The 15,850-nt window shown below is 71.6% G+C and carries 3 protein-coding genes; all 3 read right to left on the bottom strand.

All coding sequences use genetic code 11. The annotated features are described in order from the left end of the window. Positions 1 to 78: 78 nt before the first annotated feature. The gene (locus tag NM1_RS16200) at positions 79 to 906 is read right to left on the bottom strand and encodes an ABC transporter permease (RefSeq protein WP_174556880.1); all 828 of its coding nucleotides are present in this window, start codon (positions 904 to 906) and stop codon (positions 79 to 81) included. Between the two features lie 65 nt (positions 907 to 971). After that, positions 972 to 1,961: an ATP-binding cassette domain-containing protein gene (locus tag NM1_RS16195; protein WP_068020342.1), complete on the bottom strand. Its 990-nt coding sequence runs from the start codon at positions 1,959 to 1,961 to the stop codon at positions 972 to 974. Then, on the bottom strand, positions 1,958 to 15,730 hold the full coding sequence (locus NM1_RS16190) for a non-ribosomal peptide synthetase (RefSeq protein ID WP_084519688.1): 13,773 nt from the start codon (positions 15,728 to 15,730) through the stop codon (positions 1,958 to 1,960). Before NM1_RS16190 ends, NM1_RS16195 begins: the two co-directional genes overlap by 4 nt. Positions 15,731 to 15,850: the final 120 nt, after the last annotated feature.

Below are 15,850 nucleotides of genomic sequence, written 5' to 3'. Positions count from 1 at the left end.
CCGGATCGCCGAAGCCCCCTTCGTCTACGACGAAGGGGGCTTTCGTGCCCGCAGCCACAGCGGACGACGGCCTCTCGGCTAGTGGCTGGCCACCTTGCGGTACTGCAGCAGGGCCAGCGGCACCGCCACCGCCAGGATCGCCAGCGAACACAGCACGGCGTATTCGATGCAGTGGTCGGCGGGCCAGCCGCGCGCCGGGGTGAACGACGGCGGCGCGCCGTTGTCGAACAGCTTGCGCCCGGCCGCCGAGACCGCCGTGATCGGATTCCAGGCCGCGACCGCGCGCAGCGGTCCGGGCAGCGTCTCGCTCGAGATGAACGCCGAGGAAATGAAGGTCAGCGGGAACAGCCAGATCAGGCCCGCGCTCTGGGCCACCTCCACGCTCGGCGACAGCAGCCCGGTCAGCGCGCCCACCCACGACATCGCGAAGGCGAACAGCAGGATCACGCCGAAGGCCAGCGCGGCGTCGACCAGGCCGCCGTGGATGCGCCAGCCGACGATGTAACCGCAGCCGACCATCACGGCCAGCGCCAGGATGTTCACCACCAGATCCGACAGGGTGCGGCCCATCAGCACCGCCAGCCGCGACATCGGCAGCGTCCGCATCCGGTCGATGATGCCCTTCTGCAGGTCGTTGGCCAGGCCCACCGTGGTGAACGCGGCATTGAAGGCGACGGTCTGGGTGAAGATGCCGGCCAGCAGGAACTCCCGGTACTGATTGCCGCCCAGCGAGGCACCGAAGATGTAGGCGAACAGGAAGACGAACATCAGCGGCTGGATCGTGGCCGTCACCAGCAGGGTCGGCACCCGCAGAATGGTCAGCAGATTGCGGTAGGCGACGATGGCGCTGTCGCGGAACACCCGCACGGGCGCGGCGATGTCGGCCACCGCCGCCGCCTCGGGCATCCCCTGGTCCGTCGCCGACTTCTCCTGCACCGCAACGGAACCCGCGTCCGCTCGCTCGGCGGTCTTCACGACATGATCTCCTCTGCTACCTCGTCTTTTTCGGAATCGGCGGCCGGCGTGGCGGGGGTGCCGGTGAGCGACAGGAATACGTCGTCGAGGCTGGGCCGGTGCACGGCGGCATCCACCACGCAGACGCCCGCGTCGTCCAGTCGGCGCAGTGCCTCGACCATGGTCCGGGAGCCGTCGCCGACCACGACCGACACCTCTTCGGTCCCGGTCTCGTGCATCGGTTCTCCCACCCCCACCTGCGCCAGTACCGCCAGCGCCGGGGCCGGATCCTGCCCGGCGGCCAACGTCACGGTGAGGCGGTCACCGCCGATGGAGGTCTTCAGCTCGTCGGCGGAGCCGCGGGCGATCACCCGGCCGCGGTCGATGACCGTGATGCGGTCGGCGAGCAGGTCGGCCTCCTCCAGATACTGCGTGGTGAGCAGCACGGTGGTGCCGTCGTCGACGAGGTCACCGATGACCCGCCACATATCCATCCGGCCGCGCGGGTCCAGGCCCGTGGTCGGCTCGTCCAGGACGACGACCGCGGGCCGTGCCACCAGCGCGCCCGCGAGGTCCAGTCGCCGCGCCATCCCGCCCGAATAGGTACCCGCGCGCCGGTCCGCGGCATGGTCCAGGCCCAGCGCCGACAGCAGTTCCGTGGCGCGCACGGACGCCTGCTTCTGCGTCATGCCGTACAGCCGCGACACCATGCGCAGGTTCTCGAATCCGGACAGGTTGGCGTCGACGGCCGCGTACTGCCCCGACAGGCCGATGCGGGTGCGGGCGCGGGCCGGATCGCGGAGCACGTCCACTCCCGCCACGCGGACCTCACCCTTGGTGGGCTTGAGCAGTGTGGTGACGATGCGCACGGTCGTGGTCTTCCCGGCGCCGTTCGGCCCGAGCAGGCCCATCACCGTGCCGGAGGGTATGTCCAGATCGATCCCGTCCAGGACGCGTATGCGTCCGTAGTGCTTGACCAGGCCCTCGACCTCCACCGCCAGGCTCATGCCCGCGCCTCCTTCGCATTGTCCAGGTGTTCTCGCAGCACGGGCCCGATCACGGCGAGCGATTCGGGCGTGGTCATCCCGGAGTGGCGGCAGCGCACCTTCTGGTCCTGGATGTCGCCGGTGACGAACGGTTCCCAGGATTCGGCGCGCCGCGTCGGGTCGGCCCGGTTGATCTCGTCGTCGGCGGCGGTGAAGAACAGCAGATCGCCCTCGAAGACGCGGGGCCGGAAGCCGTGCGCCAGCACCGCGCCGTTGGCGTAGCCGGTGTAGAGCCGCTGCAGATGCTCGACGGTCAGCGCCGCGAACGGCCCCGGACGGCCGCGCAGCAGTTCCGCCGCGTCCCGCAGGGTCAGCCGGGGATCCACCGCGTGGTCGCCGCCGAGCAGGTCGCTGCCGAACTCGCCGATGATGTCGGCGACGCCCGGGATGGCGTGCTCCAGCCATTCGTCGGACAGCTGGTAGCTGTCCATCATGGCCAGCATCGCCACCCGCTCCCCCGCCTGCTGCAGCTGGACCGCCATCTCGTGCGCGATCAGCCCGCCCAGCGACCAGCCGAGCAGGTGGTAGGGGCCCTCCGGCTGCACCGACTTGATCTGGGCCACATAGTGTTTCGCGGCTTCGATGATCGAGCTGTCGTCATCGCCACCGCCACTGACATGCGGTGCCTGCAACCCGTAGACCGGGCGGTCGGCGGGCAGGTGCGCGAGCAGGCCGGAATAGCACCACGCCAGCCCGATCGCCGGATGCACGCAGAACAGCGGCGCCGCACCGGCTTCGGTGGCGGGCCGGATCGGGAGTATCGGTTCCAGGGCGAGCGCCAGCGCATCACCGGCGGACGCCTCCAGCCGCCGGGCGATGGCGGCCGGCGTGGACTCGCCGAACATCACCTGCACCGGCAGTTCGATCCCGGCGGCCCGCACGTGCGCCACCACCTTGGTGGCCAGCAGCGAGTTGCCGCCCAGTTCGAAGAAACCGTCGTCGGCGCCCACCGTCTCCACGCCCAGCACCTCGGCGAAGGCCGCGCACAGCGCCGTCTCCGCCGCCGTGGCCGGTGCCCGGTACCCGCTCCGGTTGCCGAACACCGGCTCCGGCAACGCCTTCCGGTCCAGCTTGCCGACCGGCGTGAGCGGCAGCGTGTCCAGGAGCATGATCGACTGCGGCACCATGTAATTCGGCACCAGTTCGGCGAGATGCGCGTGCAGTTCCTGCGCCGTCGGCGCGGTGCCCGGGTGCGGCTTCACGTACGACACCAGCGCCGTCGCCCCCGCCGGAGTGCGGTGCCCGATCGTGGTGGAGAACTCCACCGCCGGATTCCGGGCCAGCGCCGCGTCGATCTCGCCCAGTTCGATGCGGAATCCGCGGATCTTCACCTGATGGTCGGTGCGGCCGACGTACTCCAGGTCGCGGTGGCCGCCGCGTTCCACCCAGCGCACCAGGTCGCCGGTGCGGTACATGCGCTCGCCCGGCTTGCCGAACGGGTTGGCCAGGAACCGCTGCGCGCTGAGGCCGGACCGGTGCAGGTAGCCGCGCGCCAGCGCCGGACCGGCCAGGTACAGCTCGCCGGTGACGCCGACGGGCGTCGGATGCAGGCGCGGGTCCAGCACGACCGCCGTGACGCCGCGGATCGGGCTGCCGATAGTGATCGGGTCGCCGGGCCGCATCGGCTCGGAGATCACCGTGACGATGGTGGTCTCGGTCGGGCCGTACACGTTGTGCAGGCCGCGGTCGATTCCCCAGCGGCTCACCAGTTCCGGCGGCAGCGCCTCGCCGCCGACGAGCACGTGCCGCAGTTCGGTGACGCCCGCCGGATCGGCAGTGCCCAGTGCCGAGGTGGTGATGAAGGCGTGGGTGATGCCCTCCTCGATCAGCACCCGGGTCAGATCCGCCCCGCCGTACACCCCCGGCGGGGTGACCACCAGGGTGGCCGCGCCGCCCAGGGCGAGCAGCAGATCCAGCATCGCCGCGTCGAAACTCGGCGTGGCGAAGTGCAGGACGCGGCAGCCGGGCCCCACGTCGAACCGCTGCGCCGTCTCGGCCGCGAAATTGGACAGGCCGCCGTGGGTGACGACCACGCCCTTCGGGGTGCCGGTGGATCCGGAGGTGTAGATGACGTAGGCCGGGTTGTCGGTGCGCAGCGCGCCGAGCCGCTCGGCCGGATCGATCGGCGCGTCCGAGGTGGCCAGCACCCGTCGCCGGAACGAGGGCGCGTCGAGCACGGTCCAGCTCGCGCCGTCGGGCATCCGCTCCCGGAACGACGACAGCGTAATTCCCAGGGCCGCACCGGAATCGGTGAGCATATGCCGGATCCGCTGCTCGGGGTAGTTCGGGTCGACCGGGACGAATGCCGCGCCCGCCTTGGCGACGGCCAGGGTCACCGCCACCGACTCGGCCGAACGCGGAATACCCAGGGCCACCAGCGTTTCCGGCCCGACGCCCAGCCCGATCAGCACGCGTGCCAGGCGGTTGGTCCAGCGGTCGAGGGCGTCGTAGCTGACCTGTGTGTCGCCGGAGCGCACGGCCACCGCCCGCGGATTCACCGCCACCGCCGCCGCGAACACCTCCGGGAAGGTGACGGGCCGGTCCGCGGCGGCACCGCGCACCGGGGCGAGGCTCGACCACTCCGCGGCGGCCAGCAGCTCCAGATCTCCCACGGGCAGTACCGGATTCGCCGCCGCCGCGGTCAGCAGGCGCACGAACCGGTCGCCCAGCCGCGCCGCGGTCGCCTCGTCGAACAGGTCGCGGGCGAAGTTCACCGACAGGGTGATCCCCGCCGGTTCCCGCGGCCCCCCGGCGCCCGCCGACCACGATTCGGTCAGCGTGAACTGCAGATCGAACTTGGCGATCCCCGGGTCGGCATCGCCCGCCTCGATCCGCAGGCCGGGCAGCTCCAGCACCCGCACCGGCTCGTTCCGCACCGAGAGCATCACCTGGAACATCGGGTGATGCGATTGCGAGCGTGCCGGATTGAGCACCTCGACGAGCCGCTCGAACGGCACGTCGGCGTGCGCGAACGCCTCCAGGTCGGTATCGCGCACCGCGTGCAGCAGATCCGCGAAGGAGGTGCCGCCGTCGACGCGGGTGCGCAACACCAGGGTGCCGACGAACATGCCGACCATCGGGTCCAGCGCCGGATGCCCGCGCCCGGCGATCGGGGTGCCGACGGGGATGTCGTCGCCGGCGGTGAGCCGGTGCAGCAGGGTCGCCAGCGCCGCGTGCAGCACCATGAACATGGTCACGCCGTGGCGGCCCGCCACCGCGCGCAGTTCGCGGTGGGTCAGGGCGTCGATCTCGCAGTCGACGGTGCCGCCGCGGTAGCTCGGCACCGGCGGGCGCGGGTGGTCGGTGGGCACGGCCAGCAGTTCCGGCAGGCCGTCCAGGGCGCGCCGCCAGTAGTCGAGCTGGCGGCTCGCCGTCGAGTCGGGGTCGTCCTCGCTGCCTAACGACTCCCGTTGCCACAGTGTGTAATCCGCGTACTGGACGGGCAGCTCCGACCACCGCGGGGCCTCGCTCGCGGCATGCGCCCGGTAGGCCTCGGCGACGTCGGCGGCCAGCGGCTCCAGCGACCAGCCGTCCATCGCGATGTGGTGCACGACCAGCACCAGGACGTGATCGTCCAGACCGAGCCGCAGCAGCGCGGCGCGCACCGGCACCGTATTGGTCAGGTCGAATCCCGTTGCGGCGAAGCGCTTCACCTCCGACTCGACCTCCGCCTCGGCGACCTCGGCGACGGTCAGCGGGGCCGCGGCCCCGGCGGGGTCGAGGATCCGCTGGTACGGCTCGCCCTCCAGTTCGGGGAATACCGTGCGCAGGGTCTCGTGCCGCTCCTGAATCGCGTGCAGGGCCGCCCGCAGGGCCTCGACGTCGAGCGCGCCGTGCAGCCGCAGCGCCACCGGGACGTTGTAGGCGCCCGCGGTCTCGCCGCCCGCCGTGCCGTCGCCGGATTCGTTGAAGCGGTTGAGGAACCACAGCCGCCGCTGCGCCGCCGACAGCGGGACCCGACGCGGTCGCGAGCGCCGCACCAGTTCCGGGGTGCTGTCGGGACCGCCGCCACTGTCCAGCCGGGCGGCCAGCGCGGCCACCGTAGGCGACGCGAAGACGGTGCGCACCTCGAGCCGGGTGCCGGTCGCGGCGGCCAGCCGGGCCACCAATTGCGTTGCCAGCAGCGAATTTCCGCCCACCTCGAAGAAGCTGTCGTCGGCGCCGACGGCCTCGGCCCCGACCAGCTCCCCCATCACCTGCGCCACCAGGCGCTCGGTGTCGGTCTCCGGCTCGCGGGCCACGGTCGCGATCAGCTGCGGCTGCGGCAGCGCGGCGCGGTCCAGCTTGCCGACCGGCGTCAGCGGAATGGTGTCGAGCACCGTGAGACTGCTCGGAACCATATGCGCCGGAAGGCGTTCGGCCACATGGCCGCGCACCAGCTCGAGGTCCACCTCGCCGGACGCGTCCGCCGGTTGCACATAGGAGACGATGCGGTCGGTGCCCGCGATCTCGCGAACCTCGGTGTGGGCGAAGCGGATCGCCGAATGGGTGGTGAGCACCTCACTGATCTCGCCCAGCTCGATGCGGAACCCGCGCATCTTCACCTGGTGATCGGTCCGGCCCAGGTACACGATCTCGCCGCGGTCGTTCCAGCGCACCACGTCGCCGGTGCGGTACATGCGCGCGCCCTCGGGACCGTGGGGGTCGGCGACGAAACGTGCCGCGGTGAGCCCGAATCGGTCGAAGTAGCCGCGGGCCAGCCCCTGCCCGCCCAGGTACAGCTCGCCGGGCACGCCCACCGGAACCGGGCGCAGCCGCTCGTCGAGCACCAGCGCGCGGGCGCCGCGCACCAGCGTGCCGATGGTGATCGGCTCGCCCACGGTGAGCGGGGCCGTCATCGTGATGACCACGGTGGTCTCGGTCGGGCCGTAGCCGTTGAACAGCATGCGGTCCGGCGCCCAGCGCGCCACCAGTTCCGAGCCGAGGGCCTCGCCACCGACCACCAGCGACTTCAGGTGCGGCAGCGGCCAGCGCTCGTGGTCGATGGTGGCCAGCGCGGCGGGGGTCATGAAGGTGTGGCTGACCCGTTCGCGGTCCATCAGTTCCGCGAGTTCGTCGCCGCCGTAGATATCGGGCGGGCAGATGATCATGGTGGCGCCCACGCCGACCGCCAGCAGCAGGTCGAAGATCGCGGCGTCGAAGCTCGGGGTGGCGAAATGCAGTGTGCGCGAATCCCGTTCGACGCACATGCGGTCGCGGATCTCGTCGGCGAAGTTCGACAGGCCCGCGTGCGTGACCGCCACGCCCTTGGGCTTGCCGGTGGAGCCGGAGGTGTAGACCAGGTAGGCCAGGTCGGAGGTCCACACCGAACGCACCCGGTCGGCGTCGGTGACCGTGGCCGCGTCCAGGCTCTCGACCTCGGCCATCAGGTCCGGATCATCGAGCAGCAGCCACCGGGTGTCGTAGCCGCCGACGGCCGCCTGCCGCAGCCGATCCCGGTGGGCCGACAATGTGATGCCGCTCCAGCAGCCGGAGTCGGTGAGCATGTGCCGCACCCGGTCGGTCGGGTAGTTCGGATCGATCGGTACGAAGGCCGCGCCGCATTTGGCCACCGCCAGCATGGTGACCACCGATTCGATGGAGCGGGTCAGGCCCATCGCCACCCGGTCGCCCGCCCCGAGGCCGCGGCGGATCAGCGCCCGCGCCAGGCGGTTCGAGTACTGGTCCACCTCCCCGTAGGTCAGCTCGACCTCGCCGAAACGCATGGCGACGCGGTCCGGGTGCAGGTGCGCGGTGGCGATGAAGTAGTTCGCCAGGCTGCACTGCGGGGTCGGCACCGCCCCGTAGGCCGGGGTGAGCAGCGTCCGCTCGCCTTCGGTCCGGGCGTCGATATCGCGCACCCGTACCCGCGGTTCGGCCGTGACCGCGGCGCACACCATGAGGAGCCGATCGGCCAGGGTGCGTACCGTCTCGGCATCGAAAAGCTCGGCGGCGTAGACGAATTCGAACCCGCGGCCCGCGCCGTCGCGTTCGGGCAGCACGCGCAGCTCCAGGTCGAACTTGGCCAGCGCGATATCCAGTTCGTCGGCCCGCAGCCGTAACCCCGGCAGTTCCAGCGCGGGGACCGCGTTCTCCTCGACGGTCAGCGCCACCTGCAGCAGGGGCCGCGACGGGGTGCGGGACCGGTCGTCGTCACCGCGCGACAGCTCCTGCACGATCCGGTCGAACGGCAGCTCCGCGTGCGCCATCGCGGCCAGTTCGCCGTCGCGGTCGACCTGCAGCTGCTCGGTGAAGCTGCGGTCGGGGTCCACGTCGGAGCGCAGCGCCAGGGTGTTGACGAACATGCCGACCAGCTCGTCGAGCTGGGCGTCGGTGCGACCGGCCACGGGCGTGCCGATCACCACGTCGCGGCCGCCGGTGACGATGCGCAGCAGCACCGCCAGGGACGACCGCAGCACCATGAACAGGCTCACGCCCTGGGCGCGGGCCAGCGCCTCCAGGCCGCGCTGCAGGTCGGCGGGCATCTCGAACGGGATCGTTCCGGCGCGCTGGGTCGGCTGTGCCGGGCGGGGCCGGTCGTAGGGCAGCGGCAGTTCGTCCGGCAGGTCGCCCAGCGTCTCCCGCCAGAAGCGCAGCTGGATGGCGGCGGGGCTGTCCGGGTCGGATTCCGCGCCCAGGCAATCGCGTTGCCACAGACTGAAATCCGCGTACTGCACGGGCAGCGGCGGCCAGGCCGGTGCCACCCCGCCCCGGCGCGCGGCGTAGGCCACGCCCAGGTCGCGGGTCAGCGGCGCCAGCGACCACCCGTCGGCGGCGATGTGATGCAGCACGATGCCCAGCAGGTGGCAGCGCGGGCCGGTGCGCAGCAGCGTCATGCGCAGCGGGATCTCGCGGGTGAGGTCGAAGCCGCGCTGGGCCAGCGCGCGCAGCTGCGGTCCGGCACCCGACTCGTCGGTGGCGATCGGCTCCAGCATGGGCAGGCAGCGGTCCGCGTCGAGGACTTGCTGATAGGCGCCCGTGGTTGCGGAGCCCGCGCCCTCCGAGGACGGAGCCTCGGGGAATATCGTGCGCAGCACCTCGTGCCGCACCATCAGATCGCCGAGGGCCGCCCGCAGCGCGCCCACGTCCAGATCGCCGTCGACGCGGATCACGAAAGCGATGTTGTAGGCACTGGATTCGGGCGAATAGCGGTTGAGGAACCACACCCGCTGCTGCGGCAGCGACAGCGGGACACGCTCCGGGCGCGGGGTGCGCACCGCGAGCGCGACCTGCCGCGTCCGGGGTGCGTCGGCCAGCCGCGCGGCCACCCCGGCCACCGTCGGCGCCTCGAAGATCACCCGCACCGGCAGGTCGACACCGAATTCGGCCTGCAGCGCGGAAGTGAGCCGGGTGGCGAGCAAGGAGTTGCCGCCCGCGTCGAAGAAGCTGTCCTCGGCGCCGGGCACCCGGTGCCCGAGGACGGCGCCGAAGACCTGCGCGACCTGCTGCTCCAGCTCCGACTCCGGCGCCCGCGACGGGCCCGCGGTGACGAATTCCGGTTCCGGCAGGGCCTTGCGGTCGAGCTTGCCCGACGGACCGATCGGCACCTCGTCGAGCACCGTGATCGCGGCCGGAACCATATAGGCGGGCAGCCGCTGCCGCGCGGTCTCCAGCACCGACAGCGGATCGATCTCGCCGTCCGCGGTGAGATACGAAGCGAGCCGGGCGTTTCCGTGCTCTCCGGTGTGCACGACGGTGAGCGCGAACCGGACGCCGGGATGCTCGCGCAGCACATGGTCGATCTCCCGGAGCTCGATCCGGAAGCCGCGGATCTTGACCTGGTCGTCGGCGCGCCCGAGGAACCGCAGCTGCCCGGTGGCGTCGGCCACCACCAGATCGCCGGTGCGGTACATGCGTTCGCCGCGGCGGCCGTGCGGATTGGCCGGGAACCGCTGCGCGGTCAGGCCGCGGCGGCCCAGGTAGCCGCGGGCGAGGCCGGGACCGGACAGGTACAGCTCGCCCGGGACGCCCGGCGGCACCGGATGCAGGCGGCCGTCGAGCACGAACAGCCGCATCCCGCGCACGGGCAGGCCGATCGGCACCGGCCGACCGGCCGCCATCGGTCCGGTCGCGGTGGCGGCGACCGTGGCCTCCGACGGGCCGTACATGTTGTGCATGCGGTGGCCGGCGGTCCACGTCTGCACCAGTTCCTCCGGGCAGGCGTCGCCGCCGACGATCACGGCCTCCAGGTCGTCGAGCCCCTCGGGCGGCACCGTGCCCAGCGCGGCCGGGGTGACGAAGGCATGGGTGACCCGCTCCTCGCGCAGCAGCCGCGCCAGTTCGGCGCCGCCGTACAGGCCCGCCGGGGCGACCACGATGGTGGCGCCCGCCGCGAAACCGAGCAGCAGCTCCAGCACCGAGGCGTCGAAGGAGGGCGACGAGAAGTGCAGGGTGCGTGCGGAATCCGTGACCCCGAACAGGTGCACCTGCTCGTTCGCGAGCGAGGACAGCCCGGCGTGGGTCACCACGACCGCCTTCGGCATACCGGTCGACCCCGAGGTGTAGATGAGGTAGCCGGGATGGGCGGTGCGCAGCGGATGGTGCCGGTCGGCGTCGGTCACCGCCGTATCCGGGAACTGCTCGACCGCGGTCCGCAGGGCGGGCGAGTCCATGAGCAGCCAGTCGACGTACTGCTTGCGATGGCGGCCGCGGCGCACCGGCCAATCCGGCATGGCCGCATGGCATTCCGCATCGGTCAGGCCGAGCATGGCGCCGGAGTCCGACAGCATGTGCGCGATGCGGTCGGCCGGATAGTCCGGGTCGATCGGCACATAGGCCGCACCCGTCTTGGCGACCGCCCAGACGGCGGTGATCGAGTCCAGACCGCGCGGCAGCGCGATCGCCACCACCACCTCGGGCCCCGCGCCGTGCTCGATCAGCACGCGCGCCAACCGGTTCGACGTTTCGTCGAGCTCCCGATAGGTGGTGTCGCGGCCTTGGTAGCGCACCGCGACCGCGTCGGGCAGCCGTTCGGCCGTCTCGGTCAGCAGGCGGGCCAGGGTGATCGCGGGTTCGCCCGGCGCGCCCTGGATCGGGACCAGGTTCCCGGTCTCGCGCGCGTCGAGGACGCTCAGGTCGCCCACCGGCACGCTGGGGGCGGCCACCGCCGCGGTCACCAGGCGCACGAACCGCTTCGCCATCGCCTCCACCGTCGCGGCGTCGAAGACATCTGTGGCATAACCGAATTCGGCGGTCAGCGGCCCCTCGTCCCCGGCCGCGCCGGATCCGGGCCCGTGCCCGCCGCCCGGCTCGTGCACGGTCAGTTGCAGGTCGAACTTGGCGACGCCGACATCCATCGGCAGCACCCGCGCGCTGACCTCCGGCAGATCGATGCGCAGCTCCGGCACGTTCTCGTAGGACAGCATCACCTGGAACAGCGGATGCCGACCGGCGTCGCGGGCCGGATTGACCATCTCGACCAGCCGCTCGAACGGCACGTCGGAGTTGGCGAAGGCGTCGAGATCGGTCTCGCGCACCCGATCCAGCATGCGATCGAATCCGGCGGCCGGGTCCACCCGGGTGCGCAGCACCAGGGTGTTGACGAACATGCCGACCAGGTCGTCCAGCGCCGGATCGGAGCGGCCCGCGATCGGCGTACCGATCGCGATATCGCCGGTGTTGCACAGCCGCGACAGCAGGGTGGCCAGTGCCGCGTGCAGCACCATGAAGGTACTGACGCCGCGGTCGGCGGCCAGCGCGGCGATGGCCCGCCGCGTGGTGGCGGGGATGGTGAACTCCACCGTGCCGCCCTCGGCCGTGCGTCGCGCGGGCCGCGGGCGGTCCGTCGGCAGGTCCAGCTGATCGGGCAGGTCGGCCAGCGCGGAACGCCAGTACGCCAGCTGCCGCGACAGCGCGCTCGCGGGATCGCTCTCGTCGCCGAGTAATTCGCGCTGCCACAGCACGTAGTCGGCGTACTGCACCGGCAGCGGCGACCACCGCGGCGCGGCGCCGGCGGCACGGGCGGCGATCGCGCCCATCAGATCCCGGGCCAGCGGGGCCACCGACCAGCCGTCACCGCAGATGTGGTGCAGCACAACGAGAAACAGGTGCGTGTCCGGGCCGGTGGTGTACAGCGCCACCCGGATCGGGGCCTGGCTGCGCAGATCGAATCCGTACCGGGCGTATTCGGTGGCCAGTTCCAGCGCATCGGCACCGGCGGCGTCGATGGGGTCCAGGGTCAGCGGGATCTCCGCGGCCGGGTGCACGACCTGCATCGGGCCCGGGGCCGGCGTATGCGAATCGGATACCGGCGCATCGGGGAAGGTGGTGCGCAGGCTCTCGTGCCGCTCCAGCACATCGATCAGCCCGGCCCGCAGGGCGGCGAGATCCAGCGGCCCGGTGAGCTCGACCGCCAGCGGCATGTTGTAGGACGAGGCGTGTTCGGCGAATCGGTTCAGGATCCACAGCCGCTGCTGGGCCAGCGACAGCGGAATCCGCTCCGGGCGTTGCGCGGCAACAAGTTTCGGCGAGGAGGCGTCGGGGTTGTGGGCGTCGAAGCGGGCGGCCAGGGACGCGATCGTGGACGACTCGAACAGGTCCCGGATGGTGAGTCCGGCACCGAACCCGGCGTTGACCCGGGCCACCACGCGGGCCGCGGACAGCGAGTTGCCGCCGAGGTCGAAAAAGCTGTCCTCGACACCGATCTCACCCGCGCCGAGCACCTCGGCGAAGATGCCCGACAGCCGCCGTTCCACCTCGGTGCGCGGTCCGGTGGCCGACCGCGACGCCCGCCGCGCGCCGGATTCCGGTGCGGGCAGGGCCTTTCGGTCGACCTTGCCGTTCGCGCTCAGCGGTAGCTCGGCGAGCACGGTCAGGTGGGCCGGAACCATGTATCCGGGCAGGATGCGGCGCAGACCGTCCAGCACCTCCGACGGCTCGAGGGTGGCGCCGGGGGCCGCCACCGCGTAGGCGACCAGTTCGTCGCCGCCCGGCGCGGTATGCGCGACGCACACCGCGCGGGCGACCCGGTCGTCGGCCAGCAGCGCCGCCTCGACCTCGCCGAGCTCGATGCGCAGGCCGCGGATCTTGACCTGGAAGTCGGTGCGGCCCAGGTACTCCAGCACGCCGGGGGTACCGTCGCCCCGCCAGCGCACCAGGTCGCCGGTGCGGTACATGCGGCCCGCGTCGTCGGTCGCGAAGGGGTCGGCGACGAACCGTTCGGCGCTCAGGGCCGGGCGGCCGAGGTAACCGCGCGCCAGTTGCACGCCCGCCAGATAGAGTTCGCCCACGACGCCGGGCGGCACCGGCCGCAGCCGCTCGTCGAGCACGTAGGTCCGGGTGTTCCACACGGGTGCGCCGATCGGCACGCTGTCCTGGTCCGGGGCGCATCGCCAGGAGGTGACATCCACGGCGGCCTCGGTGGGGCCGTACAGATTGTGCAGCTCCGGCGCCCCGCCCGGCCGCGACAGCGCCGCGTGGAAATCGCGCACCGTGGCCGCGGGCAGCGCCTCCCCGCTGCAGAACACGCGGCGCAGGCTCGTGCAGCAGTGCCCGATGCCGCCCGAGCGGGGACCCTGCGTGGTTACGCAGGCTGCCTCCTCCGGGCCCTGACCGCTCGGACGGGGAACGTCGGTGTCGGTGACGAAGACCGACAGCATCGAGGGCACGAAATGCGCTGTGGTGACGCCGTGTTCGGCGATCACGCCGGCCAGGTACGCCGGATCCTTGTGCCCCTCGGGGGCGGCGATCACCAGCCGGGCGCCGATCTGCAAGGGCCAGAAGAACTCCCACACCGACACGTCGAAGGTGGCGGGCGTCTTCTGCAGCACCACGTCGGTGTCGTCGAGCGGGTATTCGTGCTGCATCCAGCGGAGCCGGTTCACGATCGCGGAGTGCGAAACGCCCACGCCCTTGGGCTTTCCGGTGGAACCCGAGGTGAAGATCACGTAGGCCAGGTGCTCGGGCCGCAGCGGTGTGCGGCGGTCGCCGTCGGTGACCGCGCCGCCGTCGAACCCGGACAGGTCCAGCGTGTCGATGTCGAGCCGCCCGGTCTCCTCCGGCACGGCGATATCCGTGCCGGAGGCGGTGAGGACGCACAGTGGGCGCGCCTGATCGAGGATCCGCTCGGTCCGCTCGGCGGGGTGATCCGGATCGATCGGCAGGTACGCGGCGCCCGCCTGCACGATCGCGTACATGCCGACGAGGAGGTCGATACTGCGCCGGATCGCCAGGCCCACCACGACATCCGGACCGGCGCCGCGCGCGATCAGCGCCCGCGCGAGCCGGTTGGCCCGCTCGTGCAGTTCGCCGTAATGCACTGTCTCGTCGCCGAATTCGAGCGCTACGGCCTGCGGGCTCGCGGCGGCCCGGTCCGCGAACAGCCCGGCGAGCGTGCCCTCCTGGCGGGCCACCGCCGTCGAATTCCATTCGCGCAGTACCAGATCGCGCTCGGCGTCGGTGATCACCGGCACGGCGGCGGCCGCGGTGTCCGGGTCGGCCGCCAGCAGCTGCGCCAGGAAGTGCAGGAAGCGGCCGTGATGGCGGGTCAGCTCCGCCTCGGAGTACAGCTGTGGATTGGCCTCGAAGTCGATGTGGATACGGTTGCCCGCGCCGTTGTAGAGGTTGATCGACAGATCCTCGACCGGGCCCGTGGACAGCACGTTCAGCGAACCGGCGAGACTGCCGAAGCTCAGCTCGCTGTGGAACAGCATGATGTTGACCATCGGGCCGAAGAACCCGCGGGCGTCGCGCGAATAGCCACAGTCGCGCCGGATGTCGTCGTGGCGGTAGCGCTGATGCCGCAGGGCGCCGGTGATCTGCAGTTCGGCCGCCTTGACCACATCGCGCACGGTGGTGGTGTCGTCGAAACGGATCCGGATCGGCACCACATTGGATACGACACCGGCCGAACGGCGCAGCGCGACCGTGGTGCGCGCCGACATCGGCAGGCTCAGCACCACATCGGAATTGCCGGTGGCGGCGCGCACGTAGCAGGCCAGCGCGGCCACGAACAGCGTCGAATTCTGCGTGTCGAAGGTATCGGTGGCGCCGGAGAGATCGGCCTCGACCTCGGGTTCGAGGACGGCGGCGGCGATGCGGCGGCCCGCGTCGGGCAGCGCGGCGGCGATCCCGGTGGTGGACAGGCTCATCGGCGCGCCGACGCCGGACAGCTGCTCCGTCCAGTACTCCCGGTCGGCCCGGAAGCGGCTGGTCTCGCGGTAGCTCGACTCCCCCGCGTAGAGCTCGGACAGCGGGGTGGCGCGCGAGGCGACGGGCTCGGTGTGGTTCTCCAGGGCTGTATAGATCTCCGCGGTGCGGGTGAGGGCGTTCATCGCCCCGTAGCCGTCGATGACTATGTGGTGGCCGCGGCAGTACCAGATGTAGTCGCTGTCACCGGTGCGCAGGACGACATTGGTCGTCAGCGGATCGCGCTCCAGGTCGAGGGGCTTGCTGGCGTGCTCGTTCATCCAGCGCAGCGCCGCCGCGCGCGGATCCGCCTCGTGCCGCAGGTCGACGCGGGCCCAGCCCGGCCGCCGCGCGGGATCCACCACCTGATGCGGAATGCCGTCGATCTCGACCAGCCGCACGTGGCCCACCTGAGCCTCGGCCCCGAATCGCTCGATCGCGTAGAGCAGGCGGCCGACGTCGAGGTCGCCGTGGATCTCGACATACTGCGCGATCGTCAGCGGTACGTCCGGCCGGATCCGCTGCGCGTACCAGATGGCGGTCTGCGCGGGCGACAGGGCGAAGGGTTGTGCTGAGAATTCGCCGGAAGAGCATTGGTCGACACGATCCGTGGCCAATGAACTCATCAATCACTCCGTTCTGCCGCTGTTGACGCATCTCCCCGAGCCCACGAGAACGACACTGCGGCGGACGCGCGCACGCGCCCGCCGTAGGACGTGATCCACGCCCTATGATTCGGAGCATCG

This window comes from Nocardia mexicana NBRC 108244 (assembly GCF_001613165.1).
In the GTDB taxonomy this organism is placed as follows: Bacteria; Actinomycetota; Actinomycetes; order Mycobacteriales; family Mycobacteriaceae; genus Nocardia; species Nocardia mexicana.
The sequence above is the reverse complement of the archived record's forward strand: the minus strand, read 5'-3'. Positions and strand labels throughout refer to the sequence as shown.